The following is a 25,815-nucleotide window of genomic DNA, read 5'->3' on the forward strand; positions in this document are numbered from 1 at the left end:
CTCATGACCCGCCGCCTCACCGGCGAAACCACCCCGAACTGGCGCGGAGCCTAAACCCCAGGACCAAACACGAATCAACGGACCAAACGCTCAGTTACTGCGGAGCGGTTGAGGCCCTCCTGCATCCCGCGCTGGAGGTCGTGCCCGCGTAGGTAGCGGGGACGAAGGCCGGGCGGGGGTACGGGTGCCGGGCGTGTCGTGCGGGTGCTGGCCGGTGAGGAGGCGGGGTAGCCCGTGCCGATGTGGCGTGCGTGGGTGAGGCCCGGTGCCCGGGGTTGCCGGGCAGTGGCACCGGGCCCGTCCTGCCTACTTCTTCTCGTCGTCCATGTCATCCATCAGGTCGGGCAGAGGAATGAGGCCGATGGGCCCGTAGGGGCCTTTCTTGGGCTTGCCCTCGCTCTCTCTGGCGATCCTGGCTGCTTCCTCGCGGAGCTTGAGTTCCTCGGCGGAGGGCACACGGTCGAGCTCTTCGCGCATCTTTTCGTAGGCGTCACCCATGATCGGTTCTCCTGAGCGGTGGGGTGTGTGGGGATTCCCACCCGGCCAGTGTCACCCCGCACCCTGGCTTGCGCACGGCGGCTCGCACAGGGACGGAGCCTGACGTGGTGAAGTGGCGTTTGCCGCGGTCGATAAAGATCTCCAGCGCGAACTGGCGCCCTGAGATCAGGCGGTGTTGAGTCCCTTGTAGCCGGGCCCAAGGCCCCGGCGGTGTCCGGTACGGGAGCCCATGGAGGGGCGGCTGCCGAGCGTGGCGACGATGCTTCGCGCGGCGCCGGGCGTCAGCCCCGCGCTGACCTGTCCATCGGCAAGCGGGCATAGGTGCTGAGCCCGTGGACGACGAGGGCCTCGGCGAGCACGGCGGCCACATTCTCAGCCGGCCCTTCACCCCACCCCTGATCACCATGCCGCGCATGGTCCGGGATCTCGCCGCGCTGTACGAGGAGCGTGGCCAGGGCCTGCGCGCCGGCGGCGTCCAGGGTGACGGTGACCAGTGCCGCTCCGAGCTGGTGGACGCGGTGCCGGGTGATGCCGTGCGCGGTCAGCGGCTGGCGCACTGCCGTGCTCGTCCCGACGGCGCTCCGGCCGGTGCCAGGTGGCGTACGCCTGCTCGATGCTGCCGCGCTTGAGATGCATCTCCGCGCCCGCGACCAGGTCCAGGGCGACGATCCGCGCATCGCTGAGTGCCTGGATGGTGCTGGATGCGTTCCAGCGGTGAACGCTCGAAGAGCACCGACTGATGGGTCAGGCTGTTTTCTGCCCGGGGCGGATCATGACGGTCAGGACGGGGGAGGTGTTCTGGGGCTGGGCGTGGGCGACGGGGACGTAGCCCCATTCCTCGTAGACGGCTTGGACCTTTCCGTTTCCGGCGAGGGGGCTGACCATGAGGGTGGCCCGGCCTGTCCAGCCGGAGAGCAGGTGGTCGTGGATTTTCCGGGCGGTGCCGGTGCCGCGCCAGGAGGTCAGGATGGCGATTTCGTCGATCCGGAACGTGCGCTGTCCGTCCTCCCGGGTGATGTCCGTCGGTGGTGGTGGGTAGGCCCTCGGCCACCAGGTGTTGTCGGGGCCGAGTGGGCAGCCGTAGGCGTAGCCGACGGGGTTTTCCCGCTGCCAGGCGACGGTGGCCACGCATCCGGGGCGCTGGGCGTGGCGTAGGAGTTGTGTGCGCATGCGGGGTAGCTGGTAGTGCTCGAGGTGCTGGAACTCGGCGCGGGCGTCGACGTAGACGGTGAGGATCGCGTCGATGGTCTCCTCGGTCAGCGGGGTGCGGATGAACTTGTCGGGCACGGTGGCTGTGGTCATCGGGCGGCTTCCAGGGTCGTGGTGAGGCGGCGGATGGCGGTGTGGACGCGTGCGCTGCCGGGAAGGCCGGCGGCGAGGTGGGCGGCGCGGCGGACGGTGTCGGCGGCGGCTCGCGTTCTTGCTGGGCGAGCTGGGCTTCGGCGAGGTGGACGCCGTAGAGGGCGCGGTCGCGGGTGTATCCGGCGCTGACAGCGGAGAGGGCGGCGTGTGCGTGGGCCTCGGCGTGCTGGGGCCTGCCCAGGACCCGCAGCGCTTTGCCGTGGAGGGAGTGGAGGTCGTTGTTTGTGTCTGGTGGTTTGTTGTGTGGTTTGTGGTGGTGTGGGGTTCGGTGGTTGTGGTTGTGGTGTGGGAGGTGTGGTCGGGGGTGTTGCTTGTGTTTGTCGTGTGTGGTCTGGCTGTGGGTGGGGCTGGTCGGGTGGTTTTTCTCCTGGGCGGGGTTGTGTGGTCTGTGGGGTCGGGGTGTGGAGGTGGTGGAGGTGGTGGTGGTTATGTGTGTCGGGAAGGTGGTGTGGGGGTGAAGTAGGTGCCTGGTGGCATGCCTACGCCTCGTCGGAAGGCCGCTATGAATGCGCTGGGTGACGCGTAGCCGACGTGTCGTGCCACGGCTGAGACTGTTGCTCCTGCTGCGAGCATCGGCATGGCTGCCTGTAGTCGCAGTTGTGTGCGCCATTGCCCGTAGGTCATGCCGGTGCTGGAGGTGAAGGCGCGTGCGAGGGTCTGTGTGCTCGCGCCTACGGCTGTGCCCCATTCGGTCAGGGTGCGCCCGTCGGCCGGGTTCGCGTGGAGGGCGTCGGCGATGCGGCGGGCGCGGGGGTCGGTGGGCAGTGGTGCGCGGACGGTTGTCACGGAGACGGGGTGGAGGAGGTCGAGGATGACGTCCTCGGCGCGTCGGCGGGGTTGTGCGGGGAGGGAGTCGGGGTCCTGTGCCAGGTGGTTGATCAGTTCGTGTAAGAGGCCGGAGACGGGGACGACTTGGGGCTCGGTCCAGGTCAGTGGGCAGCGGTCCGGCCAGAAGTAGAGGCTGCGCAGGAGGGCGGGTGAGGTGGCGCCGGTGGCGTGCCGGATGCCTGCGGGGATCCATAGTGCGACGGTCGACGGCAGTACCCATGTACGGCTGCGGGCGCGGACGGCGAGGACGCCGTGGGGTGCCCAGGCGAGCTGGTGGGCGGGGTGTTCGTGGTCGGCGAACCACTCGCCGTTGCCGAGGGGGAAGCTGGCGACGGCGACGGCGGCGCCGGGCGGGGAGACGAGGTGCGGCTGTCCGCTGGGGGGCCGTTCGCCGGGGGACTGTCCGTCGGGGGACTGGCTGTTGCGGGGTTGTCCTTTTGGCGACATGAGTTGACCTCCTGGCCCGTATACGACACCACTGCTTTCTTTCTAGCCTCGGTCACATGCCGATGAACCTCATTCACCGCCGTCTTTGCTCCTCCGGCCGGTGGGCCCGCACTGTACGCGATCATCTTTTGCCGTGGGCCCTGGAGGATGTCCCGCTGGGCGCGGACTGCCTGGAGATCGGGCCGGGTTACGGGGCGACGACGCGGGTCCTGGTCCGCAAGGCCGGGAGGCTGACGGTGGTCGAGTCCGACGCGACGTACGTGGCCCGGCTGCGGCTGCTCTTCGGCGACCGTGTCGACGTCGTCTACGGGGACGGCGCCGACCTCCCGCTGCCCGGGGAGCGCTTCGACTCGGTCGCGTGTTTCACGATGCTTCACCATGTCCCGGCGGCAGCCGCCCAGGACCGCCTTTTCGCCGAGGCCCACCGTGTGCTGCGCCCCGGCGGTGTCTTCGCCGGCTGTGACGCCCTCGGCGGTACCCGCTTCCGGCTGGTCCACCTCGGCGACACGTGCGTGCCGGTCCCCCCGCTGACGCTGGAGTCGCGGTTGCGCAGGGCGGGGTTCGGGGAGTGCGTGGTGACGGTGGGAGAGGGGAGTTTCCGTTTCGTGGCGAGGCGGGGGTGAGGTGGCGGGGGCCCTGGGTGGGGGTGTGCGTGCCGCGCAGGGGACGGCGCGCGCGGCTCATCCGGGGACCGGTGTCCGGTCGCTGCCGCGCTGGCGGCATGTCCGTAGCCCGCGTTCCTTCCGGTTTCTGCGCCCGGCTGACCGCCGCCCGTGGCGTGCTGGGCCTTGTTGTGGGGGTCTGGCTGGAGGGTGGCTGGAGGCGGGGCGGGGCGGGGTGTGGTGCTCTGGCCGGTCTCGTGGCGGCGGCTGGCCGTAGGGCGGCGCTCTGCTGCCCACCGGGGACTGCCCGTATGTCCGTATCGGCTGTATCGGCTGTGTCGGCGGCTGGGCGGGTGTCATCCGCCTGGTGGTGCGGGCCGGAGGTGGCCGGGGCTCTGGCTGGAGCCGGGGCGCGCGGTGCCTGTCCTGGTCGTAGGCCCGCAGCCTGAGCCTGAGCATGGCCTGTCCGCCGGTTGCTGAACCCGTCCAGTGCCCGGAGCGTGCCTTCCGGCCCCTGGCAGGCCGTTGGATGCATGGCCTGCCAGGGGCCGGAAGGCCGGAAGGCCGGAAGGTGTGGTCTCGTTGTTCATGCGCCGCAGAACTCGGCTTCGACGGCACGCTGTTCATGGACGTTCCAGTCGCCGTTGAAGTTCAACGACAGCACGTGTCTGCCGTCCGTGGTCGCCATGGTCTGCGATATGGAGCCCTGGATGCCGCCGTTGTGTCCCCATACGTCGATGCCGCAGGACAGTTTCATCTTCATCAGGCCCAGGCCGTAGGAGACGGCCGGCATCGTCTCGATCGGCTCGGTTGTGGTCATTTCCTCCAGTTGGCGCTTCTTGAGGAGCCGACCGGAGAGCAGGGCCTGGTAGAACCGGTTGAGATCACGGGTATTGGAGATCATTTCTCCGGCGGCGCCCGCGAGGGAGGGGTTGAGCTCGGTGACGTCGTACGTCGCGCTGTCCGGTGTTCCGGAGCCGGCGAGTTCCCCGGTCAGTTTCGAGTAGGCCCGTCCGCTGGGCCCTGGTACGCGTACCCGGGTGCCGGGCAGTGTGGTGGAGTCCATGCGCAGCGGGCGCAGGATCCGCTGCTCGATCTCGCGGGCGTAGGAGTGGCCGGTGACCTTCTGGATCACCATTCCGGCGAGGACGTAGTTGGTGTCGGAGTAGCCCCACTGGTCGCCGGGGGTGAAGGACGGCCGGTGGGTCAGGGCGAGCCGGACGATCTGCTCCGGTGTCCATGTGTCGTAGCGGTGCCGCAGGAAGTCGGTGCCGAATTCCTTGCGTGTGAAGTCCGCGTCGTCGGTGTAGCTGTAGATGCCGCTGGTGTGGTTGAGGAGCTGACGCAGCTTGATCTGGTTGCCGTCGTGCCCGTTGCCGCGGACCAGGCCCGGCAGCCAGTGGTCGGCCTTGTCGTCCAGGCTCAGTCTCCCCTCGGCTTCCAGCTGGAGCATCACCGTGGCCACGAACGTCTTGGTGATCGAGCCCACCCGGAACCGGTCATCGGCCCTGGGGAGCCGGCCGGTTGCCGGATCGGCGGTGCCCGCACGGCCTGCCCAGGCGTGGTGCCCCTGCTCGGCGTACGCGATCGCACCGGGCGGCCCGCCCTGGACCACCCTGTCCAAGGCCGCCTGGGTGGCCCGGTGTCCGGCCCGTGCCGTCGACGTCTGCCCGGTGTCCTTAAGGGCCGCCGCCGAGGCGGGCAGGGTGAATCCGGCGGCTATCACGGCCGTCGCGATCGCCCCGGCAGCGATGCCTCGCAACCTCCGCGTCCCGCGTCTGCCGCCGCCTCTCCTCCCGGATGAACGTGATCCGTGTGCTGCGTGCGCGTGCTCGTACACGTATGGCTCCTGTGAGGCGGGTGGGTGACAGCTGGTCTCGTGGGTCCAGCATGTGCGGGTGAGGCCCGTGCCCGGGATCCCGCCAACCACCCGTTTTCGGGTGGGGCCAGCCCCACCTGCACCACCGGTCGGCTCCGTCAGCGCCCGACCGGCGGTGCACCGCATGGCAGGCAAGGGACATATGCCGGCGAGAGTGCGCTGCGCGGCCGGTTTGCCGGGCGGATCCGGCCGGGACGTTCTCGGGGACTTCCGGGCGCGGCACCCTGAGGGCGACGGGCCCCTTGTGGCACCACCGGAGGGAAGCGGTGGTCTCCAGTCCGCGAAGGTGTCCGTGAAGGTGTCCGTGAAGGCGTCCGTGAAGGTGCTGTTCAGCCGGGGAAGCCGGTGCGGTCGATGTGCCTTCGCGCAGTCGGCAGGTCACCAGCACGCGGACCGGCTCTTCGCCCAAGCCGTGGGCGGCGTAGACCCGGCAGATGCGGTGCAGCGCCCGGCACCGTGGCGAGTGCCTGGTACTGGCCGGGCGTGCCGGCGGCACGGCGGGCCGTGGCGGGAAACATGGGGCCCGCCGCTGTCACGGGCCGACGGCGGCGATCGCCGCGAGCATGTGCGGGGTCAGCAGGAGCCTGGTCACCGTGGCTGTTCCGCGCCGGCTGCGGGGGAGACCGGCACGGGCCCGTGGTCGCGCCAGACGACGCCGCGGCGCTCGTGGGCGAACAGCTGCTCCACCGCGAGCGCGATTTTCGGCCCGGTCTCCCGTTCCAGCAGGTACAGGCCCAGGTCGAGGCCGGAGGTGATGCCGCCGGCGGTGACCAGGTCGCCGTCGTCGACGACCCGGCCGGGGGTGACCTGCACACCGCCCGCGCCCAGCAGGTCCAGGCCCTGGTGATGGGTGGTGGCGTGGCGGCCGTGCACCAGCCCGGCCATCGACAGCACCAGTGACCCGCCGCAGACCGTGGCCACCGTGGTGCCCGTTGCGGCCAGCGCGTCGGCCAGCAGTGCGGGGAGTCCGGTGGTCAGCGCGCGGCCGAGGATCACGGGTATCTGTTCCTCGCCGCCGTCGTGCGCGCCCTGCCCGGGGAGCCTGCCGGCCGCGCCCGGCACGACGACCAGGTCCGCCCGGTCGGGGGCCAGCGGGGCGGCGGCCGTCAGCGCGACGCCGGGTATTCCGCTCGGCACCTGCCTGGCCCCCTCCGCACAGACCAGTTCGGCGGTCACCCGGTCGGTGAAGGCCCGGGCGGCGCTGAAGACCTCGAACGGAGCGATGACATCCAACGGGTCGAAACCATCGAAGAGGACGAACTGGGCCGGCATCGGCGGCTCTCGTTTCTCCCGGTTCATGACTGCCGCGCTCACGCTAGGCGGCACGGCAGGCCCCGGCCATGGGCGTGAACGACACAACTCGACGAGTTCTCGCCACGTCGCCGGCCAGTGCTTGCGCGACCCTCAACTCCTCTGCCTGTGCTGTGTGTTGCGGCGGGAGGCGGGCGTAGTCTGCGTGGATGCACACCGTGGCGATTCTTGCGCTGGACCGGACGGTGGCCTTCGACATGGCCGTCCCGGTCGAGGTCTTCACACGTGTGCGCCTGCCGGACGGGCGCCGCCCCTACCGGGTGCGCGTCTGCGGAACCCGGCCGGAGGTACCGACCGAGGCGTTCACCATCCGGGTGCCCTGGGGGCTGGACGGCCTCGCCGGTGCCGACACGGTCATCGTGCCCGGCCGGCAGGAGCACGCGGGGCCGCCCCCGGCCTAGGCTCTCCAGGCACTGCGTGAGGCCGCCGCCGACGGCGCGCGTATCGCCTCGATCTGCGGCGGTGCTTTCATCCTGGCCGCCACCGGCCTGCTGGACGGCCTGGCCGCGACCACCCACTGGACCGCCGCCGGCCGGCTCGCCCGGCAGTACCCGGAAATCGAGGTGCGCCCGGACGTGCTCTACGTGGACAACGGCCCGCTGCTCACCTCCGCCGGGGCCTCCGCGGGCCTGGACCTGTGCCTGCACCTGGTCCGCCGTGACCTGGGCTCGGCCGTCGCGGCGGATGCCGCCCGACGGGCCGTCACCCCCCTGGAACGGGAGGGCGGTCAGGCCCAGTACATCGTCCACGAGCCCCCGCCGCTGCCGCGCGGCTCACTCCTGGAACCGGCCATGGCCTGGATCCAGGACCACCTCGGCGAGGAACTCACGCTGGAGGCCATGGCCGCCCGCTGTGCCATGAGCACCCGCACCTTCAGCCGCCGCTTCCGCGAACAGACCGGCACGACCCCGCTGCAGTGGCTGCTCCGCGCACGCGTCCGGCATGCTCAGTACCTGCTGGAGAACAGCGGTCATCCCGTCGAACGTATCGCTGTGCAGGCCGGTTTCGGATCCGCGAGCGCTTTCCGTGAACGGTTCAAGCGCGTCACCGGCACGACACCGCAGGCCTGCCGGGCGGCCTTCCGCCGTTCTTGCTGAAACCAGGATCACGTCCACCGGGGTGGTCTGCCGGCGGCCACCCGGCACCCCGGTGGTGCCGGTCACCTTGCGGGCCGGCGCCCGCGGGCCGGCCACCACGGTGGCCGAGTGCACCGCACCACGCGGCTCACACCGATCGCCGTGTCCTGACCGCGGCTGTGCCGTGGCGACCGGCGGTCGCAGCCGCGTGGGGTACTTCTGCTGAACTCGCGGGAGTCCGGTGGTCTGCCCGCGCCGCCGTCCACCCCCGGGTAGCGAAACCGGCAGCAAACCGCCCCGCGGCCCCCGGCCGGATGCCCTCGCGTTCAGGCGTCAGCCCGCCACCTTGCGGATCGGCACCGTGGAACGCGGCGTCCTCCGCCCGCTTCGGACGGGGCGGGGATGTCACCCTGGGGCACCTCTGGTTGTGGCCCGAGCGCGATGCCGTGACGCCGTGACGCCGTACACCGTGGAGCGCGAGCTCGCAGGTCTGCGGCGGCGCGACTCCCGCACCGGGCTCGCCGCCGCGGTCCTCGGGGTGGTCCTCGGGGTGGTGTTCATGGTGGTGTTCATGGTGCTGTGCGCGGGCCTGTTCCCACAGCACACCCCGCCCCGCCGCTGTGCCGGTGGGGCGGGGTGTGCTGTGGGTGGCGTGCCGGTGGTGGTCCGAGCCGGCCTGTGACCGGGCCGCGGCCGCGAGACGGTGGTCGCGTCCGGGCAGCGGGAACGGGAGGACGCCGCTCTTGTCCCGCCGGTCCGGCACCTGGTCTTCGCGTTCCTGGCACCGCGGTCCCACCCACCCTGCGGCTTCGCCTGCGGCTGTCCCGCCTCGCCCCGCGATCGTGACTGTGCCCTGGCCTGCGCACCGCTGCCGACCGTCCACCCGGGACCGTCCTGTTCCACGGCCCTGAACCGCAGGCAGCAGCATCACGTCCGGATGGGGCGCAAGCGCCTGCCGGGAGTCCCTGCGCACGGCTTCGGGGAACCGGGTTCCGGCGGCCGGCGGGCCTGAGGAAGGTGCCCCCGGCCGGACAGAGGCCGGCGGTCTTCTCGTATGGCGGGTTGGAAGGGGCCGTGCGGGAAAGGACCTGCCCGGAGCGGGAACCTCGCCGTGCGGCCTGCCCGGCCAGCAAGCTCAAGCGGTGGCGCGGCCTGGCTATCCGCTACGACAGGGCGGCAACGGTCTGGCGGGCGGTCCTGCATCTCGCGGCCGGCTCCACCTGGGGCGGGAGGTGATTGCTGAGAAACGGTCTGCGGGGTAACGGATGCGGTGAGGGCCTTCTTGACGGCGGCGACCGTGTGGGCCCTGAGTTCGGCCTTCAGGGGTGTGTCGAGAGCCGTCACCCCCGTGTCGGTCTTCAGCGTTCCATGTTCCGCCTGGTGGCCGGGCTAGTTGCGGTTTCGCCGAGGCGTTCGGCGAAGCCGATGGCCAGGGCTTCCGGGACCGGCCGGCCCGTCCGCCTGGCCCGGGGCCACGTCCTCTTTCCGCGTCCGCGCACTCGTCACGAGCTGGGTGCACCGGTCGGCGGACACCTTCTTGCCCTGCTCGGCCGCCTTCACCTTATGTATCGTCCGGGGCAGGGCAGCTCACGGCGCATGACGGTCCGGCGGACGCGCCGGCCGCTGTGTCATACGGCTGGGAGAAGATCTGACCGTGAACTCCTGCCTGGCGGAGGCTGTCTCCGTCGTTCTGCTCCTGGCGGTGCTGGCGTGTGCCGTGATCCGTCCGTTCGGCTGGCCGGAGGCGGTCGTCGCTGTCCCGGCGGCAGGTGTGGTCATCGCCACCGGAGCGATCTCGCTGGACCACGCCCGTGACGAGGCCGCGCGGCTCGGGCCGGTGATCGGCTTCCTCGCCGCCGTCCTGGTCCTGGCCCAGCTGTGTGACGACGAGGGTTTGTTCCATGCGTGCGGGGCGTGGATGGCCCGTAGTGCGGCAGGCCGTCCGCGCCGCCTGCTGGTCCAGGTGTTCGCCGCGGCGTCGGTGATCACGGCGGTACTCAGTCTGGACGCCACCATCGTGCTGCTCACGCCAGTGGTGTTCGCCACCACCGCCCGGCTCGGCGCCCGGCCCAGACCGCATGTCTACGCCTGCACCCACCTGTCGAACACCGCATCCCTGCTGCTGCCGGTCTCCAACCTCACGAACCTGCTCGCGTTCACCGCGAGCGGGCTGAGCTTCACCCACTTCGCCGCGCTGATGGCCCTGCCGTGGCTGGTGGCGATCATGGCCGAGTACGGGGTCTTCCGCTGGTTCTTCGCCGCCGACCTGGACGCCGGGGCCCGGGCCCCGGCCGTTGCCGAGCCGCGCGAGTTGCCGGTGTTCGCCCTGGTCACGGTGGCGTGCACGCTGGCCGGGTTCGTCCTGGCCTCGGCGCTCGGAGTCGACCCCGCCTGGGCGGCCCTCGCCGGCGCCGCCGTCCTCGCCCTGCGGGCGCTGGCCCGGCGCCGCACCACACCGGCCGCCATCGGGCGCGCTGCCGCAGTGCCGTTCCTGGCCTTCGTCCTGGCCCTGGGCATCGTGGTCCGCGCGGTCGTCGACCACGGGCTCGCGGCCGGGCTGGCCCACCTGCTCCCCGGCGGCACCGGACTCGCGGCCCTGCTGGGCATCGCCGCGCTGGCCGCGGTGCTGGCCAACGTGATCAACAACCTGCCCGCCGTGCTGGTGCTGCTGCCGCTGACCGCCCCGTCGGGGCCGGGCGCGGTCCTGGCGGTGCTGCTGGGGGTCAACATCGGCCCCAACCTCACCTACGCCGGCTCCCTGGCCACGCTGCTGTGGCGCAACATCGTGCACGAACACGACAGTGACGTCGAACTCGGCGCGTTCACCCGGCTCGGCGCGTTCACCGTGCCCGCCGCCCTGGGGCTGTCGGTGCTGGCACTGTGGACCTCACTGACCCTCACCGGAGGCTGACCGCCATGAAAGTCATCGCCTGGATCACCGAGGGCACCTGGCCCGCCTGCATCGACGCCACCCGCGCCCAGGCACCCCAGGACGCGGACATCACGCTGCTCCATGTCACCCCGGCCGACGTCCCGGGTGCGGCGCACGGTGCTTTCGCCGGGCTGCTGGGCCGCGGTCATCCCGAGCGTGATCCCGGCACACGGGTGGAGCGGCTGGCGGCGGCCTCCGGCGGCCGGCTCCTCACCGAGGCGGCGCAGCGGCTGGGCCGCCCGTGCGGCCGGGCCGAGCGCACCGGCCGCGTCGAGCGGGAGGTCGTGGCCGCCGCCGAAGGGGCCGGCCTGCTCATCCTCGCCCGCGACGGCGACCGCACCCGTCTCGGGCCCCGCAGCCTCGGCCCCGCCGGCCGCTTCATCGTCGACCACGCCCCCTGCCCCGTCCTGCTCGTCTGGCCCGGGACCGCCCCCGGCGTCACCACGATCCCGCCCCCGCCCCCGCCACCACGCCCTCCCCACCACCGATAGCCCCAGGCACCCCGCCGGCACAGCGGCCGCCCCCCGCGCGGCAGCTGACAGTCCGCGTCAGCGTACGTACGGGCGGAGCCTGCCCGGACGCTGCCCCGCCCGCGGGCTCCGCCGCGCTGGTGAAGAGGACCCTGCCTGCTGCGTATCGCCGTGCCCGGCACCGCCCTGTCGGCCGCGCCCACGCCCTGAGGCGCCCTCGGCCACGAGGCGGCCACGGGGATCCGCGATCCCGGGGCGACCCTGGCCCGTACCGCACCGGACGCCATGGGCACCGGGTCAATTGCCTGCCGGCTGCGGCGTTGCCCCGGCGCCCGGCTCGTGGCCTTCGCCTGCGCGGGGGCGGACGCCGAACTGCTGGTCAATGCCACTGCCGGGCACGACGCCCTCGATGCCCTGCACATCGCGGGGGAAGCGCACCTGGCCGGCAAGACGCTGATCGGCACCGTTGTCCCCAACGGCCTTCACCACCACCGTTGAACGGCCCGTGCCCCCCCTCTGGGGGATCGGTGTCCCGCTGCTCGATCCCGTGGGTGGCGTGGGTGGCGTGGTCAGGCCGGCGTTCGTCTTTGTCGTCTTTGTCGTCGTATGGGGTGTCGCCTACCGCGTTGTGGAGATTGTTTTGGTCCTCCGCTACCGCGGGATGCCGGCTGCGGGTGCACAACCGGATGTGCGGTTGATGTATCCGGTGGATTTGCGCCGTGCTTCCGCGCACGACGACGGCGACGACCCCCGCCATGCCCGGCCTGCCCGTGTCTTTCCCCGTGCGGATGGCCGGCACCGGCAGTACAGCCGCCTCACGGATGAACGCGTCGGCGGTTGTCTGTCCGGTTTGAGGCAGGTGTGATTGTCGGTAGTGGGCCGGGGCTGAACGTGCGTATCGCCCGGCTGGCCTGCCCGGGCGTCATCGGAGTGGGCCAGGAACATCTGGCTCTTTTCCGGTCATGGATGGCGCATGCGTCGTGAGGTATGCCAGCGTTACCTCTTGCTGGATGTCCTCGCCGCCGTGGCCGAAGCCGTCGCGCGGGCATACCGTCAACTCGGCTTGCCGGCTTGTCCGGCGTGCGGGTGCAGGCCGTTGTGAACAGTGTCCCCGCCGTGACGGCGGAACCCGGCCGGGCACTGCGGCAATGTCGTGGTGGCCGGGGGCGGCTCATCCCGGTGAAACGCTACGCCCTCCTCATCAGGGCCTTCGCCGGTGTCGTCGCCTCGCATCCGGACTGGCGGCTGCGGTTTTTCGGCAGAGGCGGCACCACCGGCGGCGAACGGCGCGCCCTGACCGCCCTCGCCGGCAGTCTCGGGCTGGACGGCCAGTCATCCTCGACGGCCATGTCAGCACGCTGGAAGCCGAGTCGGCGAAGGTGGCGTTCCTGTTGGGTCCTGTGCCCGGTGAGGCGGAAGCCGGGCGGGCCCGGGCGGGCTCTGGTGCGGTGAACACGAATTCGCCGGGTGGTGTCCGGGAGATCAAGGTGCTGTGTTGCGAGCGTCATTATGCCCATCTCATTCCTGAGCAGCGGGCCGAGGCGGCCACGCGGTTCCCCGCCGGCCACCAGGCGCAGATGGCGTTCTTCCTGGCCCGGTACGACAACAACACCCGGCTGCTCGCGACAGTCCTCGGGACGAGTGCGCGTGTGGTGCGTCGTCATGCCCGTGGCGCTCTGCTGCTGCCCGGGCCCCGGCTGCACCCGGTTCTGCGGCGCCGGGTGCTGGATCTGGTGTGTCCGGGGTGCCTGTCCGACCGGCCGGCAGAGGAGGCGCGTCAGGCGGAGCGGGATGCCCGGCGCGCGGCCCGCCGGTGTGCGCGGGCGGTACCCGGGCTGCTGACCGCCGGGCTCGGTGGCGGGTTACGGGCCCTGACAGGCCCTGTGCCTCTCGTGGAGGCCAGGCGCAGGGCGCATTTGTAAGTACTAACCCCCAGGTTTGATGCGTTATTTGCATCATTTTCGGGTATGGTGGGGGTATGGGTATGGGTTTGGGGTTGGAGGAGTCGTTGCGGTTGACGGTGGCCGCGTTGATGCAGGCGACAGGTGATTCGCAGCGGGCGCTTGCTGCGGTGCTCGGGTTGACGCAGACACAGGTCTCGCGCCGGCAGTCCGGTGCCACCTCGTGGACTCTGCGGGATGTCGATGTCCTGGCCGGGCATTACGGGATTGCTGCGCTGGATCTGCTGGCGGGTCCGACCCGGGCGTGTGAGACGCTGCCTGCCGCCCGGCGCCGCGGTGCACGCGCCGCCGAGAAGGGAGTGGCCCGGTGAGTGACTTCGATGCGATCGACTCGCTGCTCGCAGCCGTCGGTCCGGAGGCCGAGCTCCCCGCCCCCAAGGTCCGACAGGAACTGCGGGAGCAGGCCCGGTTGTCGAAGGCTCAGGTGGCCCGGGCGCTCGGGGTGAGCCCGAGCACGGTCACCGCCTGGGAGAAGGACAGGGGCCCGGTCGGCGAGATGCGGACCAAGTACGCGTACCTGCTGGAGGGGCTGGCGGCCAAGTTCGCCGCCGACAGTGTCCCGGTGGTGCCGTCTGCCGCCGAGGCCGTGGTGCAGGCTCCTGCCGCGGCCGGCACTTCTCCGGCTTCCCCGGTGTCCGGAGAGGGCGGAGAGGGTGATGAGGTGGAGACCCTCACCGCGCCCGAGCCGTGCGTGCTGTGCGGGCGTCCGGCCGGGAGTCGGGTGGCGGGGTTCGCCCAGCACCTGGACCCGGCCGACTGCCAGACAGCCGCTGCCGCGCCCGACAAGCCCACCGCGCCGCCCGCCCAGCCCGAGACCGCTCCGGCCGGGAAGCCGCCGTCGCGCGCATCGCGTACGGCGGCGCGTCCGTCCGGGCGTTCCCAGGGTCCGGCCCGGCGTGCGTTCCAGGAGCCGTCCGGCCCCGGCGACTTGATCGGCGAGGCGGTGCAGGCTGCGCTCGCCGAGCACCACGGTGACGTCGAGGCGGCAACGGCCGCGTTGCTGAAGCGGGCGATCCCGGATGCGATGCGGCTGCTGGACGAGACCCGCAAGGGTGCCCGTTACGACGTGATCGCCCACCCGTGGATCCCCGACATCCTCAGGAAGCAGACCTCCCGCGGCGCGGACCAGATCTGGGAGGCCCGCCCCAAGTGGACCCGGCATGAGCTGCCGCCTGGCCATCACGAGGTGACGGCGCTTGACATCAACGGCGCCTACTTGAGCGCCCTCAAGACGCACCTGCCGCTCGGCCGGCTCGAGCACTCCGCCGGCCTCCCGCACGACCGGCGCCGCGCCGGTGTCCACCTGATCACCCCGCCCGTATGGGAGCACGAGGCGGTCCTGCCCAACCCGATCGGCCAGCGGGACGAGCCCGGACCGCTGTGGGTCACCGAGCCGACCCTGCGCCTCCTGCTGCGCCTGTCCGGCCCGAAGCACGGCTTGTGTGACCCGCCCGAGGTCCACGAGTCCTATACCTCCGGTGCGACGGAGAGTTTGCTGGAGAAGTTCCGTATCGCGCTGAAGGACGCCCGCGACATGGCCCTTGCCGAGGGTGACGAGGTGACGTTGGAGTATGTGAAGGCGATGTACTCGAAGTTCGTCTCGACGATGGGGGAGTCGAATTACAACCGGGAGCTGTACCGGCCGGACTGGATGCACATCATCCGTTCGCAGGCGTTCGCGAACCTGTGGCTCAAGGCTCTCAAAGCGCATGACGAGGGGCTGACGGTTGTGCGGGCGATGGGCACCGACGAGCTGCATGTCATCGGTGAGTGGCGGCGTGTCTTCGCCGAAGGCCGTGGTGTTACCGAGGTCAAGGTCAAGGACGTCTACACCGCCGGGGCCGGTGTCGATGGCTTCGCCGGGGAGGGGCAGGGGTAGTGCCGGAGCGGAATATCGAGTTCGGGAAGTTCGGTGCGAGGGGGGTGAGGGGCAGCGAGCTGGTGGCGCGGAGGCTGGACGAGCTCGCGGGTGGCATCGTCACTCCTGTCACGGTCAGGCGCGGTCTGCTGGCGCGTCTGCACTATCTCACCCGCACCAAGCATGCGCGTGCGGCGGCACGGGAGGCCGGGCTGTCGGTCACCGGCCGGACGCTGAAGGCGTGGCTGGAGGGCGGGAGGAAGCCGTCGAAGGCGAACCTGGAGCGTATCGATGCGGCGTATCGTGTGGTGCGCCGTCAGAATGTCGCCCGTCACCTCCTGGCCCGCCTGGACCGGCAGGGGCGCGGGACGAGGGTGGAGTTCCATCCGCTGAATCAGTCGCAGGTCGCCCGGCCGCACCAGCGCGTCATCGAGTACCGGTCGATGAACGTACGCCGCTGGGAGCGGATCGTCGCGGCGTGGGCGGCCGGGGACGAGCAGGGTCTGGACGACGCGTGGACCGCGGATGTGCTGCCGGATCTGGGAAGTCAGTGGGGCCAGTACGAGTTCTGCACCAGTGTGGGCTTCGCCGCGTAGAGGACCTGTAGGTTCTCAGATTCCGTGTCATTTTCTCAGGTCCGATGTCAGGCGGATGTCATGTTCTGAGAACGTGCTGGTCACGGCTTCGGGGCTGCGTGCCGGGGCGAGGATCTGACACGGGGCATGAGAATTCCCCGGGGTGACACGGCCTGAGAATTCTGCAACATCCCTGGTCGTGGCGTCGGCACATGACATGGCGGATGAGAACCTACTGGGCTGCTGCTCCTGGCTGCGGGGGCGTTCTTACGCGGGGTGTCAGATCTGACGTCATAGTGAGAATGGCTGGTCAGCTGGCTCACCCGATCGGGTGACGGGTCCGCGAAAGGGGCGTCTGTCCGGTTCAACTCATGCCAGCGTGGCGCGGGTTGGGGCGGAGAGGGGGCGCGGATGCCTGGGCCGGAGCGGGATGTCATGTCGGTCAGGGTGAGCGTCCGTCACCGCGACGGGGGGATCGAGGAGCGGGCGTGGGACACGGCGCCTGCCACGTTCTTGCATCCGGCGGCACCGTGGCGGACGTTCCGCTGGTACGAGGGGCAGCGGCATTACTCGGGGACGTACTGGTCTTCGACGACGAGTGATCACGTCATCTACGAGTCGCGCCTGGAGCTGGCGAGGCTGCTGTTCGCGGATTTCGACCCGTCGGTACGCGGCATCGTGGCCCAGCCGTTCCTGCTGACGGCCGTGGTGGACGGCCAGCCGTGCAGGCACATCCCGGACTATCTCCTGACCGGTGATGACGGGCCGGTGGTGGTGGACGTCAAGCCCGCCTGCCGGCTCTCCCGGCCGGAGGTCGAGCGGACACTGGGCTGGACCCGGCAGGCGGTTCAGGCACGCGGCTGGCGGTATGAGGTCTTCCAGGAGCCGTCGCCGGTGGTGCTGGCGAACATCCGGTTCCTGGCCGGCTACCGCAGGCCCTGGCTGTTCAGCCCCCAACTCGTGGAGGAACTGCGCAGCGCCCAACTCGATGGGATGACTCTGGGCCACGCCGCGGCATGCCGGCCCGGCCGGCCCGGGCCCCTGGTGAGGGCGGCGGTCTACCACCTGCTGTGGAACGGCCACTTCACGGTGGACCTCGGCCGGCCGCTGAGTTCGTCGCAGGTACTGCGGAGGGCGTCGTGAGCGGGGCCGCAGCGCGGGTGGGTATCGGGACACGTTTCCGCTACGACGGTGAGATGGCCGAGATCGTCGAGATGACCGCGACCGCGGCGGGCAGCGAGGCCGTCCTGAAGGACGGCAGGGGCCGGCTGGTGCGCCTGTCGGTGAGGGAACTGCTGTTCTCCGGCCGTGCCGAGATCATTCCCGAGGAGGCGGGACCGTCCTCGCAGGACGTGGGAGAGATTGCCTCCGTGGTGCTGTCCCAGCTGGACGACGCACAGCGCCAGCAGGTCATGGAGCGGGCCGGTCACGTCCGAGAGGTACTGACGGGGTACACGGCGGGAAGCACGGAGCTGGCCCGTTGCAGTGAGCCCCGGCCTGAGTACGCCGCTGCGGTGCCGCTGGAGGCCCGCTACCGGGCCAAGGCCGCAGAGCTCGGCGTGAGTGACCGCACGATCCGGCGCTGGGCCGCGGCCTACCGCCACCGCGGCGAGGCCGGACTGGCAGACCAGGTGCGCGGCACAGGGAAGGCGGCCGGCCGTGTGGATGACCGCTGGGTGGCAGTAGCGCGGGAGGTGATGGCCGAGCACACCGATGCCTCGAAGCCGTCGCGCAAGAGGGTCATTGAGCTCACCCGGGCCAGGGCGGCGGCCCGCTACGGCGGTGAACGGAAGGTGGCGCAGCCCAGTCAGGCCACCGCCTACCGGGTGCTGGCTCAGCTGGAGCGGGAGCACCCGCTGTTTAGGCTGAGCACGAAACGCAACCGGGACATCGCCGCCCGCCCGCCGGGCCCGTACGGGAAGCTGCGGCCGGTGCGGCCGGGGGAGTACCTGCTGATGGACTCCACCCGCCTGGATGTGTTCGCGTGCGATCCGCTCACGCTGCGCTGGGTGCAGGCGGAACTGACCGCCGGCATGGACTGGTACACCCGATGCATCACCGGGATCCGGCTGACCCCCGTCTCGACGAAGGCGGTGGACGTCAGCGCGGTGCTGTACCAGTCTTTCCGCCCCCGCCCGTCCGGCCCCGGCTGGCCGGGGCATGCGGTGTGGCCGGAGCACGGCATCCCCCGCACCGTGCTGGTCGACACCGGCGCCGTCCAGGGCCCGGGGCTGTCCGGGCCGCCGCTGGTGCCCGAAACCCTGGTGGTCGACCACGGCAAGGTCTACGTCTCGCAGCACCTGACCTCGGTCTGCCGCCGGATGGGCATCTCGATCCAGCCCGCCCGGCTGCGCACCGGCCGGGACAAGGGGCCGCTGAAGCGGTTCTTCCGCACGCTGCGCGAGGACCTGTTGCAGGCACTGCCCGGCTACAAGGGTCCCGACCTTGCCTCCCGCGGCAGCAGCCCGGAGGGCGAGGCGTTCTTCTTCCTCGACGAGCTGGAGACGATCATCCGCCAGTGGGTGGCGGTGGTCTACCACCACCGCCCGCACCAGGGCCTCGTCGAGGCGGGCCTGCCGGGCCTGGAACTGTCCCCGGCGGCGATGTTCGAGCACGGCATGGCGCGCTCCGGCTACATCGAAGCGCCCAGGGATCCGGATCTGGCGTTTGAATTCCTGCGCACCGAGTGGCGCACCGTCCAGCACTACGGGGTGGAGATCGGCGGCCGCCGATACCGCGGGGCCGGCCTGCCCGCCCCCGGTACACGGAGCCCGTACAACGGGCCGGGTACGAACACATGGCCGTTCCAGGTGGACCCCGATGACATCACCCGGATCTACTTCCGCCACCCTGATGACCGCCGCTGGCGCGCCCTGTTGTGGGAGCATGCGCCGCCGGACGGGATGCCGCTGAGCGAGGAAGCGCTGGCGTTCGCCCGGAAGCTGGCCGCCTCCCGCTACCGCTACCCGGACGACCGGTTGGCCATGGCCGACCTGTTGGAGCGCTGGCGGCTGGGGCTGGGCGACACCCGCGCCGAACGGCGCATGGCCCTGCGGCTGGCCCGCGAAACCGCGATCGAACTTCCCGAAACCGTCATGCCCGCCGAGGGCGCGGCTGCTCCTGCGCCCGGTTCCACACTCCTTGGCCGCCCGGGCCCGCGGCGGCCCGCGGCCGATGCGCTTCCTGAGACCGGTGATGACGACGCCGCCGACTTCGGTGACGGCTTCGATGAGGACGACTTCTACGCCGATGCCCTGGAGGACGTGTGAGCAGCACGGCGGATACGCCGGACCCGGGCAATTTGGCGCTGTCGCGCAAGGAGGACTTCCGTGCGTTCGCCGACGCCCCGCGGCGCGACCGCCCCGAGCCGCTGACCAGTGCCGAGCTGTCCGCGCTGCACCCGAGTGCCCGGGCCGCCTACCACCGGCGGCGCCGCGTGTGGCACGCCAACCTCGGCCCCGTGAGAACGCCGCAATTAGCCGCGCTGCACGAGGACTTGTGGGACATCGTCGACAGCAACCTGCAGGACGGCGACAAGGCCAAAGGGGCCGTGGCCGTCGACGCGTTCCCGGGCCTGGGCAAGACCACAGCGGTGCTGGCGTTCGCGCGGGACTTCCACCGCAGGGAAACCGGCGAGCAAGGAGCCCTGACCAGCAAGGGGCACGAGCGGTGGCCGGTGTGCCGCATCGGGCTGACCGGGAACACCGGCATGAAAGACCTCAACCGGTCCCTGCTGGAATTCTTCGGCCACCCCGGACGTGACCGGGGGACCACCGCCCAGCTCGGCAAACGTGCCCTGGACTGCGTGCTCTCCTGTGAGACCCGCCTGCTGATCCTGGACGACCTGCACTTCCTCAGATGGCACCACAGCAGCGGCATCGAGGTCAGCAACCACCTGAAATGGATCGCGAACGAGTTCCCGGTGACCCTGCTGATGGTCGGCGTCCACCTCGCCGACAAAGGACTGTTCACCGAAGGCGGCACCGCCCAGGAGACGGTCATGGCCCAGACCGGACGCCGCACCACCCGCCTGGACATGCGCCCCTTCACCATCGGCTCCGAGACCGGCCGCCGCGAATGGCGCCAGCTGCTGCTCGCCCTCGAACAGCGCATCGTGCTCACAGACGCCTACCCCGGCATGCTCGCCGACGACCTGTCCGACTACCTCTTCGCCCGCTCAACCGGCCACATCGGCTCACTGATGACCCTGATCAACCGCGGCTGCCAGCGAGCCATCCGCACCGGCACCGAACGCCTGGACCGCGATCTTCTGGAGACGGTCAAGAACGACGAGGCCGCCGAACAGGCCCGCCAGGAACTCCAGGCAGCCCTCGAGCGGGGCAGACGGACCAGCCGCCCCCGCCAGGCGCGCAGGAAGGCTGCCTGATCCGGTTACGGTGCGCACCTTCCCCCTTCGTGTCGCCCCGCTGCCCGGTGAGGCCCTCGACTCCTGGCTCGAGGCGATGTCCGCGAGAACGGACACCCCTTTCGGGCAGACGCTTCACCATCTGGGGTTCCCGGCCAGGACCCAGGGCTCCCGCGGCGCCGGCGATCTTAGGCCGCCCGACTGGACGATCCTGCTGCGGGATGAGGAAGTCCACCGCCTGGCCCGCGCGAGCGGTCTGGTCCCCGAGACCATCACCACAATGACCCTCGCCCGCTACTTCCCCCACGCCATTCACCTCGACCTCAAGCACCGGCACGTCGACCGAAAAACACTCTGGGGACGGGGCAGCGGGTCGCGCTACTGCCCTGACTGCCTCCGCGAACACCACGGGCGATGGCAGTTGTTCTGGCGCCTGGGCTGGGCGTTCGCCTGCACGCGGCACCGTCGGCTCCTCGCCGACTGCTGTCCGGATTGCGGCCGCTTCCCTCGCCACCGGCCCCACTCCGGACAGTCCGTTCCACGCCCCGGACTCTGCGGCCACGCACCCCGTCAGCCGGATGCCCCGCACACCCGAGGATGCGGGCATGCGCTGGCGGACACTCCATCACTTCAACTCAGCGCAGACCACCCGGCGCTACAGGCGCAGAAGCAACTCGAGGAGATGATCGAGAACCCGACAGTGATCACCGCTGGCGCCTACACCCATCGCCCGCAGCCCGCCCGTCAGGTCCTCATGGACATCCGGGCCGTCGCCCAGCGCGTCCTGACCGACCTGCCGGACGAGTACCTGCTCGAGCTGCTGCCGGACGACCTGGTCACCGTCTATCTCACGTCCAAGCCGTCCGGTTCATCGGTCCCGCACCATCCTCGGCCAGGGTTCCTGCTGCCAGGAGAACCTGCCCGCCGCCCCGGATTCATGGCTCCGACCCGCGCCACCAGCACCGCGGTCGCGGTCACCATCGCCTTGCACATCCTCAACGACCCCGACGTCCAAACCGGCGGGTCACTGATCCGCACCATTCACCAGGCCCGCCGCCCGCACCTGGCCCAACCGGTCATCGCCAGCAGCATCGAGGACTGGGGCCGCGAGCTGAGCCCGGTGCTCGAGGCCATCCACCTCGCCTCGATCGCTCCGGCACTTCGCCCCAGCCTGCAACTGCGCTATCGCACGGCAACCGGCTTCCCCCGCCGGCCGGGGACGGACCCTTACCCAGCAAGGGAACGGGCGAGGAAAATCCCGGCGATCTGCTGGCCGTCATGGACAGCGCGACTGGGCACACTCGACGGATATCCGGCCGACACGCTGGCCTCCGCTCTGTCCGTCCTTCTCCTGACGGCGGGGCAGGAAGTGACGTACAAGAACGCCATCGAGATGCTCGGCTCGCCGACCGACCCCCTCACCGTTTCCCGGGTGACACGGCGCCTTGCCCGCCAGCAGTCATGGAACGACTTCTCACTCGCACTCACCCGCCTCGCCGACCACCTCGATGACCGCCCCGCGGTCATCGACTATGAGCGACGCCGCACCCTCAACTACGAGCACCTGCTTCCCAGTCACCGGTGGCAAGCGATCCTCGCCCAGACCGCAGCCCCCGAAGACCTCTCGCGACTAACCGAAGCCGCCCGCCACGGCTTGATCCGCAGGATCAGCGGGACTCAACAGGCACTACCAACCTGCACAGTCCAACTCCGTTCCCAGCAAGCACAGTTCAGAAGACTTGCTCCACCGGAAACGCTGGTCATGCTGGAACGGGAGGCAGAGGAATTCCTGGCCGGACAAGGGATCAAGGGCGAGCCCGTCGCATGGTCGCCTCCGCTCCACCTGCTCGACGGCCTTCGGATCACCGGCACCGACAGTGCAAGCAGGACCATCCCGCTGCCACACGCTCTCGACACCTACGGGCTCAGTTCCGACAGCGAGCAGTACCGGAGCGGCTTCACACCCGAATCCACCGGCTCGACCGACCTGTCGCCGGCCGAAGCTCTCGCACCAGCCATGACCAGCCGCTATGCATGGCTGCGCCTTGAACGGTTCGCTGCCGCCACCGCCTACCCCTCAATGATGCAAGCCGCCGGCGAGACCGGCGTCCCCGCCCGACAGCTCTCCGACCACGCCCTGCGCCTTGAACGAGAACTTGGCCGCCGGCTCCTCATCCGGGCGACACCCAAAACCCCGCAACGGCTGACTCCCGATGGAGAACGGCTCGTCGCGGCCATCCGCGCGGTCTCTGCCGAGGAAGTGACACGTCTTGTGAGACGAAAACGCCGGGCAGCTTCTGAGACAGACGACGAAGCAACTGTTCAAAGCGATGGCTCATGACGTAAAGCGCGAGACCCTACAGACCGGCCCCGGCAGGATGTGGTCAGCGGCGTCGGCTGTAATGGCGTACGGTGGGGGCTGCCGACGCGGGGTGGAGCAGCTCGGTAGCTCGCTGGGCTCATAACCCAGAGGTCGCAGGTTCAAATCCTGTCCCCGCTACTGGTGAGGAGGGCCCGGGTCTACAGATCCGGGCCCTTCCGCATTCCAGGCTCTCTACCGTGGGCTCTTGCCCGCCGCGCCACTGGTCCAGCGCATCCCCAACTGGTCGAGGTCTGTGCGGCGTTGTGCGGTGAGTTTGTCGGCGCGTTTGCGGATGTTGTCGAGGACCATGCCGAGCTTGACCGCCACAGGCCCCTCGGCGCTGCCCTGACGGCCTGTCGGCCCGCCTTCCGGCTCCAGGTGCTCGATGTGTTTCCGGGGCACGTTCAAGTGCCCTTCGCGGGTGTGGAACTGGCGTGCCGCCCGAAGGTTGAGCGCCCACTTGTCTTCCTGCGTGCGTTTCGCAGGCCGTTCGTCCTCTTCGGCCGGGGTGAGGCCGAGGACGTTCTCGAGGAGCCACTGCTGGACGGGCATGAGCGCGTCCCAGCCGAGGCGGCATGCCCAGGCCCAGCGGCCGAGGTCTTCGCCCTGCACGATCACCTCACCCGCCGCCGTCGGCACCGCTCCGCCGTCTCCGACGTGGGCCTGGGTGAGGCGGAAGCAGCGCTGCCACCCCACGTCCCATGCTGGGCACCAGGCGGGGTCGATCTCCTCCAACGCCTCGCGCCGTGCCTGGGTGAGGGCTTTGGCAGTGGATCCGGTAGAGAGGCCGGCCTCGCGCCGCTCGGCGATGGTGTCCGCGAGCCGGGCCGCGGTCCGTTGGTTCTTCGCCCAGGTCCCCACGGGGTAGCCATCCCAGACGGCGGTGGCCGGCGGCAGGAAATGCCCGTGGACCGCAGCCCAGTTGCGGGCGGCAGCGAGCCCTTCCTCGAACGCGACGTCCTGGTGCGACCAGACCATCCCGAGCCCGTCCAGCTCAGCAACCCGGGCCGCGGCCAGGCGCTCGGCCTTGTTGAAGCGCCGCTGGTCCGCCAGCCACGTCCCTAGTGGAAACCCTGCCGGCGACCAGTCGTCGGGCGTGACGAAGCCGTACGGCACCCGCAACTGCACAGCGCCGGTCTCCTTCACATACCGCACGCACGCTTCGATCCCACGCCGCCAGAAGCTGTTCTCCGGCTCGATCACCCGCAACTTCACAAACCGGGCCAGCAGCGCCGGATCCCGCGGCACGGAGAACTTCAGCAGCTCCCGCGCGGGCGCACTCGGCCCCTGCTCACCCTCCCGCTGCTCCTGGCCCTCTTCACCGGCTTCCTCCTTCGGCTCGTAACTCCCGCTGCGCACACGGGGGTCGGCGAGGGCTTCGATGGTGTCGGTGTCGTGTGCGCGGAGCGCTTCGAGGATCTTCGCCAGGGTGCCGTAGGCCGGAGAGGTCAGCATTTCGTCCGGAGTCTCACCTGGAGCGAGGAATACTGGAACGATCAGCGAGGCGATTTTCCCTTCCCCAGGTTTCACCCGGAGTGCGCGGCCGACCATTTGCACGATATCGATCATCGATCCCCGTGCATCACAAAAGGCGACGGAATCACAATTCGCTGTGTCGACCCCTTCGCCCAGTACCTTCACGGAGCTGAGCAGGCGCAGCGCGGCCGGCCGTAGCCCGTCCTGGTCCTCGATGACGTCGGAGGCGAACTCGGCGAGCACGGCCCGCCGGTGGCCGGGGGAGTGGTCGCCGTACAGCCAGTCGGCCCACACCCGCTCCGGCGCCGGGAACCGCCGCGGATCGTCCTCCCACAGCCGCTCGGCGGCGCCGACGACTCCGGCGGCCATGGCTTCGGCCTCGCTGACCTTGCTATGGAACGTCAACACCTTCCGCAGACCCTCCTGCGCCGCCGCCGTCAGCACCCCCGCCTGCAGCGCCGCCAGCCGCGCCCCTCGCGCAGTATCCGACCCGGGGCCGGCGACCTGGTGCGCGTCGTGGAGCTCGGGATCGGTGATGTCGACGCACACGACTTGGTAGGGGGCGACTAGTCCGCGGCTGACGGCCTCGGACAGGGTCAGCTTGAACGCCACGGGGCCGAAGACGGGGGAGTCGGGGTCCATGCTTGCGATCAGGCGCGGCTCCTCGTCGCGACTGCTCCCGGCCGCCTCCCAGACGCGAGCTGTGGCGGTCATGTAGAGCCGGCGGGCCGCCGGGATCTTGGTCTGGTCGTGCACGGCGGCCCAGGGCTTGCCTGCGTCCCCGCTGGTCCGGTGGGCTTCATCGACGACCATGAGGTCCCATACGGCCAGGCCCTGGGCGTGGGCGCGCTGGAGGATGCCGAGGCCGACGGCGGCGTAGGTGGCGAACACCGTCACCCGGTCCAGCCCCCGCATCCACTCCACGAGCTCGGCTGAGTCTGTTGTGCAGGGCATGCCGTCGGAGTCCTCGGGCCGCAGGCGGCACACCCCCAGCATTGCTCCGGTGCGGCCGCCGTCGCGCCATGCGGCCGCGGTCTGTGTCAGCAGATCCAGAGTCGGCACCAGGATCAACACCCGCTGTGCGGCCAGCCTTTGGGCTGCCTCGGTGGCGATCAGCGTCTTGCCCGAGCCGGTTGCTGCGATGACCTGGGTTCGCAGGCCCTCAGCCGGCGTGTGTCCACCAGCGGGTGTCTGCAGTGCGCGGAGGACGGCGTCGACGGCCTCCACCTGATGCGGGAACAGTTCTTTCCCCGGCATGCAATTTCCCTTTCTCGCTCGCTTCTGACGCTTTTTCGGGTCCGCTGGGATCCGGTTTTTCCGGAATCCAGCGGGCTGGACGATTGGATCTGGTTCCTCTTTTTGAACGGTTTTTTGGTCCGTACTTAGCATCCCACCTGGGTCTCTGGGACCTGTAGCGGGGGTGGCTCGTCTCTCCATAAGGTAGCGGGTCTGGAAGGATGACGCATGCGGCTTGTTTGGTGTGTTCTGATCTGTTTGTTTCTGCTATCCTGGAACCCTGTGGTGAACGTTTCCCGGCATTTTTCGTCTGTGCTCGCCCCAACAGCAGGCGGAGATCAGTCCACTGATTTCCCGTCACCCGACGCACCGCCACCCTCATACCCTCTAGCCAGCCCTAGGAACGCGCGGAGCGTGTTCCGTCAGGCCGGATCGCGGAGCGATCCGAGCCCGAGGCCAACGGAGTTGGCCTCCTGGGCCACGGAGTGGCCCGGATTCCGGGACGAAGTCCCGGGCCATCACGGAGTGATGGCAATGGGGTTTCCGTCGCGTAGCGACGGCGCGTCGTGTCTGCGG

Annotated in this window: 21 protein-coding genes, 1 tRNA gene and 2 pseudogenes; 17 read left to right on the forward strand and 7 right to left on the reverse strand. The window is 70.3% G+C overall.

Features of this window, described 5'->3' with window-relative positions; translation table 11 throughout:
• Positions 1-306 precede the first annotated feature (306 nt).
• The 4 genes from ACH427_RS31765 to ACH427_RS31780 all read right to left on the reverse strand — a co-directional run bounded on the left by ACH427_RS31765 (position 307) and on the right by ACH427_RS31780 (position 3,135).
• The gene (locus ACH427_RS31765; protein ID WP_398875199.1) at positions 307-498 is read right to left on the reverse strand and encodes a hypothetical protein; all 192 of its coding nucleotides are present in this window, start codon (positions 496-498) and stop codon (positions 307-309) included.
• 281 nt (positions 499-779) lie between these two features.
• A complete protein-coding gene (locus ACH427_RS31770; RefSeq protein WP_398875201.1) occupies positions 780-1,055 on the reverse strand; it encodes a hypothetical protein in 276 nt (91 codons plus the stop codon).
• 187 nt (positions 1,056-1,242) lie between these two features.
• Complete coding sequence (locus ACH427_RS31775) at positions 1,243-1,800, reverse strand: N-acetyltransferase (RefSeq protein WP_398875203.1); 558 nt, start codon at positions 1,798-1,800, stop codon at positions 1,243-1,245.
• 486 nt (positions 1,801-2,286) lie between these two features.
• A complete protein-coding gene (locus ACH427_RS31780; protein ID WP_398875205.1) occupies positions 2,287-3,135 on the reverse strand; it encodes an AraC family transcriptional regulator in 849 nt (282 codons plus the stop codon).
• A 56-nt stretch (positions 3,136-3,191) separates the two neighbouring features.
• Between ACH427_RS31780 and ACH427_RS31785 the strand changes: the two genes are divergently transcribed.
• Complete coding sequence (locus ACH427_RS31785; RefSeq protein WP_398875207.1) at positions 3,192-3,758, forward strand: class I SAM-dependent methyltransferase; 567 nt, start codon at positions 3,192-3,194, stop codon at positions 3,756-3,758.
• Between the two features lie 565 nt (positions 3,759-4,323).
• Here ACH427_RS31785 and ACH427_RS31790 read toward each other — a convergent pair.
• Together ACH427_RS31790 and ACH427_RS31795 are read right to left on the reverse strand one after the other, a co-directional pair.
• On the reverse strand, positions 4,324-5,490 hold the full coding sequence (locus ACH427_RS31790) for a serine hydrolase domain-containing protein (protein WP_398875232.1): 1,167 nt from the start codon (positions 5,488-5,490) through the stop codon (positions 4,324-4,326).
• A gap of 714 nt (positions 5,491-6,204) precedes the next feature.
• Positions 6,205-6,888: a DJ-1/PfpI family protein gene (locus ACH427_RS31795; protein ID WP_398875233.1), complete on the reverse strand. Its 684-nt coding sequence runs from the start codon at positions 6,886-6,888 to the stop codon at positions 6,205-6,207.
• A gap of 188 nt (positions 6,889-7,076) precedes the next feature.
• Between ACH427_RS31795 and ACH427_RS31800 the strand changes: the two are divergent.
• The 16 genes and pseudogenes from ACH427_RS31800 (at position 7,077) to ACH427_RS31875 (ending at position 22,665) form a co-directional block, all read left to right on the forward strand.
• Positions 7,077-8,024: pseudogene (locus tag ACH427_RS31800) on the forward strand (GlxA family transcriptional regulator).
• A gap of 433 nt (positions 8,025-8,457) precedes the next feature.
• Positions 8,458-8,685 carry a hypothetical protein gene (locus tag ACH427_RS31805; protein WP_398875209.1) on the forward strand — a complete coding sequence of 76 codons (228 nt, stop codon included), beginning with the start codon at positions 8,458-8,460 and terminating at the stop codon, positions 8,683-8,685.
• Positions 8,686-9,657: 972 nt separating this feature from the next.
• Positions 9,658-10,914: an SLC13 family permease gene (locus tag ACH427_RS31810; protein WP_398875211.1), complete on the forward strand. Its 1,257-nt coding sequence runs from the start codon at positions 9,658-9,660 to the stop codon at positions 10,912-10,914.
• A gap of 5 nt (positions 10,915-10,919) precedes the next feature.
• The gene (locus ACH427_RS31815) at positions 10,920-11,426 is read left to right on the forward strand and encodes a universal stress protein (RefSeq protein ID WP_398875213.1); all 507 of its coding nucleotides are present in this window, start codon (positions 10,920-10,922) and stop codon (positions 11,424-11,426) included.
• Positions 11,427-11,690: 264 nt separating this feature from the next.
• Entirely contained in the window at positions 11,691-11,903 is a 213-nt protein-coding gene (locus ACH427_RS31820) for a hypothetical protein (protein ID WP_398875215.1), read from the forward strand.
• A 58-nt stretch (positions 11,904-11,961) separates the two neighbouring features.
• On the forward strand, positions 11,962-12,270 hold the full coding sequence (locus ACH427_RS31825) for a hypothetical protein (protein WP_398875217.1): 309 nt from the start codon (positions 11,962-11,964) through the stop codon (positions 12,268-12,270).
• A gap of 583 nt (positions 12,271-12,853) precedes the next feature.
• A complete protein-coding gene (locus ACH427_RS31830; RefSeq protein ID WP_398875219.1) occupies positions 12,854-13,327 on the forward strand; it encodes a hypothetical protein in 474 nt (157 codons plus the stop codon).
• Positions 13,328-13,389: 62 nt separating this feature from the next.
• Complete coding sequence (locus ACH427_RS31835) at positions 13,390-13,677, forward strand: helix-turn-helix domain-containing protein (RefSeq protein WP_398875235.1); 288 nt, start codon at positions 13,390-13,392, stop codon at positions 13,675-13,677.
• Positions 13,674-15,245: a helix-turn-helix domain-containing protein gene (locus ACH427_RS31840; protein ID WP_398875221.1), complete on the forward strand. Its 1,572-nt coding sequence runs from the start codon at positions 13,674-13,676 to the stop codon at positions 15,243-15,245. The genes ACH427_RS31835 and ACH427_RS31840 overlap by 4 nt, the downstream gene beginning before the upstream one ends.
• A complete protein-coding gene (locus ACH427_RS31845) occupies positions 15,245-15,820 on the forward strand; it encodes a transcriptional regulator (RefSeq protein WP_398875224.1) in 576 nt (191 codons plus the stop codon). The genes ACH427_RS31840 and ACH427_RS31845 overlap by 1 nt, the downstream gene beginning before the upstream one ends.
• A 426-nt stretch (positions 15,821-16,246) precedes the next feature.
• The gene (locus ACH427_RS31850) at positions 16,247-16,942 is read left to right on the forward strand and encodes a TnsA-like heteromeric transposase endonuclease subunit (protein ID WP_398875226.1); all 696 of its coding nucleotides are present in this window, start codon (positions 16,247-16,249) and stop codon (positions 16,940-16,942) included.
• Positions 16,939-19,068, forward strand: coding sequence for a helix-turn-helix domain-containing protein (locus ACH427_RS31855; protein WP_398875228.1), 2,130 nt, complete (start codon positions 16,939-16,941; stop codon positions 19,066-19,068). The genes ACH427_RS31850 and ACH427_RS31855 overlap by 4 nt, the downstream gene beginning before the upstream one ends.
• Complete coding sequence (locus ACH427_RS31860) at positions 19,065-20,186, forward strand: AAA family ATPase (RefSeq protein WP_398875230.1); 1,122 nt, start codon at positions 19,065-19,067, stop codon at positions 20,184-20,186. The genes ACH427_RS31855 and ACH427_RS31860 overlap by 4 nt, the downstream gene beginning before the upstream one ends.
• 10 nt (positions 20,187-20,196) lie before the next feature.
• Positions 20,197-20,628 (forward strand): annotated as a pseudogene (locus ACH427_RS31865) (TniQ family protein); the annotation flags it as partial.
• Positions 20,629-20,847: 219 nt separating this feature from the next.
• A complete protein-coding gene (locus ACH427_RS31870; RefSeq protein ID WP_398875239.1) occupies positions 20,848-22,506 on the forward strand; it encodes a hypothetical protein in 1,659 nt (552 codons plus the stop codon).
• Positions 22,507-22,591: 85 nt separating this feature from the next.
• Positions 22,592-22,665: transfer RNA gene (locus ACH427_RS31875), tRNA-Met, on the forward strand.
• A 54-nt stretch (positions 22,666-22,719) separates the two neighbouring features.
• Here the strand turns inward: ACH427_RS31875 and ACH427_RS31880 are convergent.
• On the reverse strand, positions 22,720-25,260 hold the full coding sequence (locus tag ACH427_RS31880) for a Helicase associated domain protein (protein WP_398875237.1): 2,541 nt from the start codon (positions 25,258-25,260) through the stop codon (positions 22,720-22,722).
• Positions 25,261-25,815: the final 555 nt, after the last annotated feature.

The organism is Streptomyces sp. NPDC020379 (genome assembly GCF_044387105.1).
Taxonomy (GTDB): Bacteria; Actinomycetota; Actinomycetes; order Streptomycetales; family Streptomycetaceae; genus Streptomyces.

What these genes read in the sequence shown, in the direction of transcription:
- ACH427_RS31765 (WP_398875199.1), bottom strand. Translation starts at nt 498, where the DNA reads ATGGGTGACGCCTACGAAAAGATGCGCGAAGAGCTCGACCGTGTGCCC.
- ACH427_RS31775 (WP_398875203.1), bottom strand. Translation starts at nt 1,800, where the DNA reads ATGACCACAGCCACCGTGCCCGACAAGTTCATCCGCACCCCGCTGACC.
- ACH427_RS31780 (WP_398875205.1), bottom strand. Translation starts at nt 3,135, where the DNA reads ATGTCGCCAAAAGGACAACCCCGCAACAGCCAGTCCCCCGACGGACAG.
- ACH427_RS31785 (WP_398875207.1), top strand. Translation starts at nt 3,192, where the DNA reads ATGCCGATGAACCTCATTCACCGCCGTCTTTGCTCCTCCGGCCGGTGG.
- ACH427_RS31795 (WP_398875233.1), bottom strand. Translation starts at nt 6,888, where the DNA reads ATGCCGGCCCAGTTCGTCCTCTTCGATGGTTTCGACCCGTTGGATGTC.
- ACH427_RS31815 (WP_398875213.1), top strand. Translation starts at nt 10,920, where the DNA reads ATGAAAGTCATCGCCTGGATCACCGAGGGCACCTGGCCCGCCTGCATC.
- ACH427_RS31820 (WP_398875215.1), top strand. Translation starts at nt 11,691, where the DNA reads ATGGGCACCGGGTCAATTGCCTGCCGGCTGCGGCGTTGCCCCGGCGCC.
- ACH427_RS31835 (WP_398875235.1), top strand. Translation starts at nt 13,390, where the DNA reads ATGGGTTTGGGGTTGGAGGAGTCGTTGCGGTTGACGGTGGCCGCGTTG.
- ACH427_RS31870 (WP_398875239.1), top strand. Translation starts at nt 20,848, where the DNA reads ATGATCGAGAACCCGACAGTGATCACCGCTGGCGCCTACACCCATCGC.
- ACH427_RS31880 (WP_398875237.1), bottom strand. Translation starts at nt 25,260, where the DNA reads ATGCCGGGGAAAGAACTGTTCCCGCATCAGGTGGAGGCCGTCGACGCC.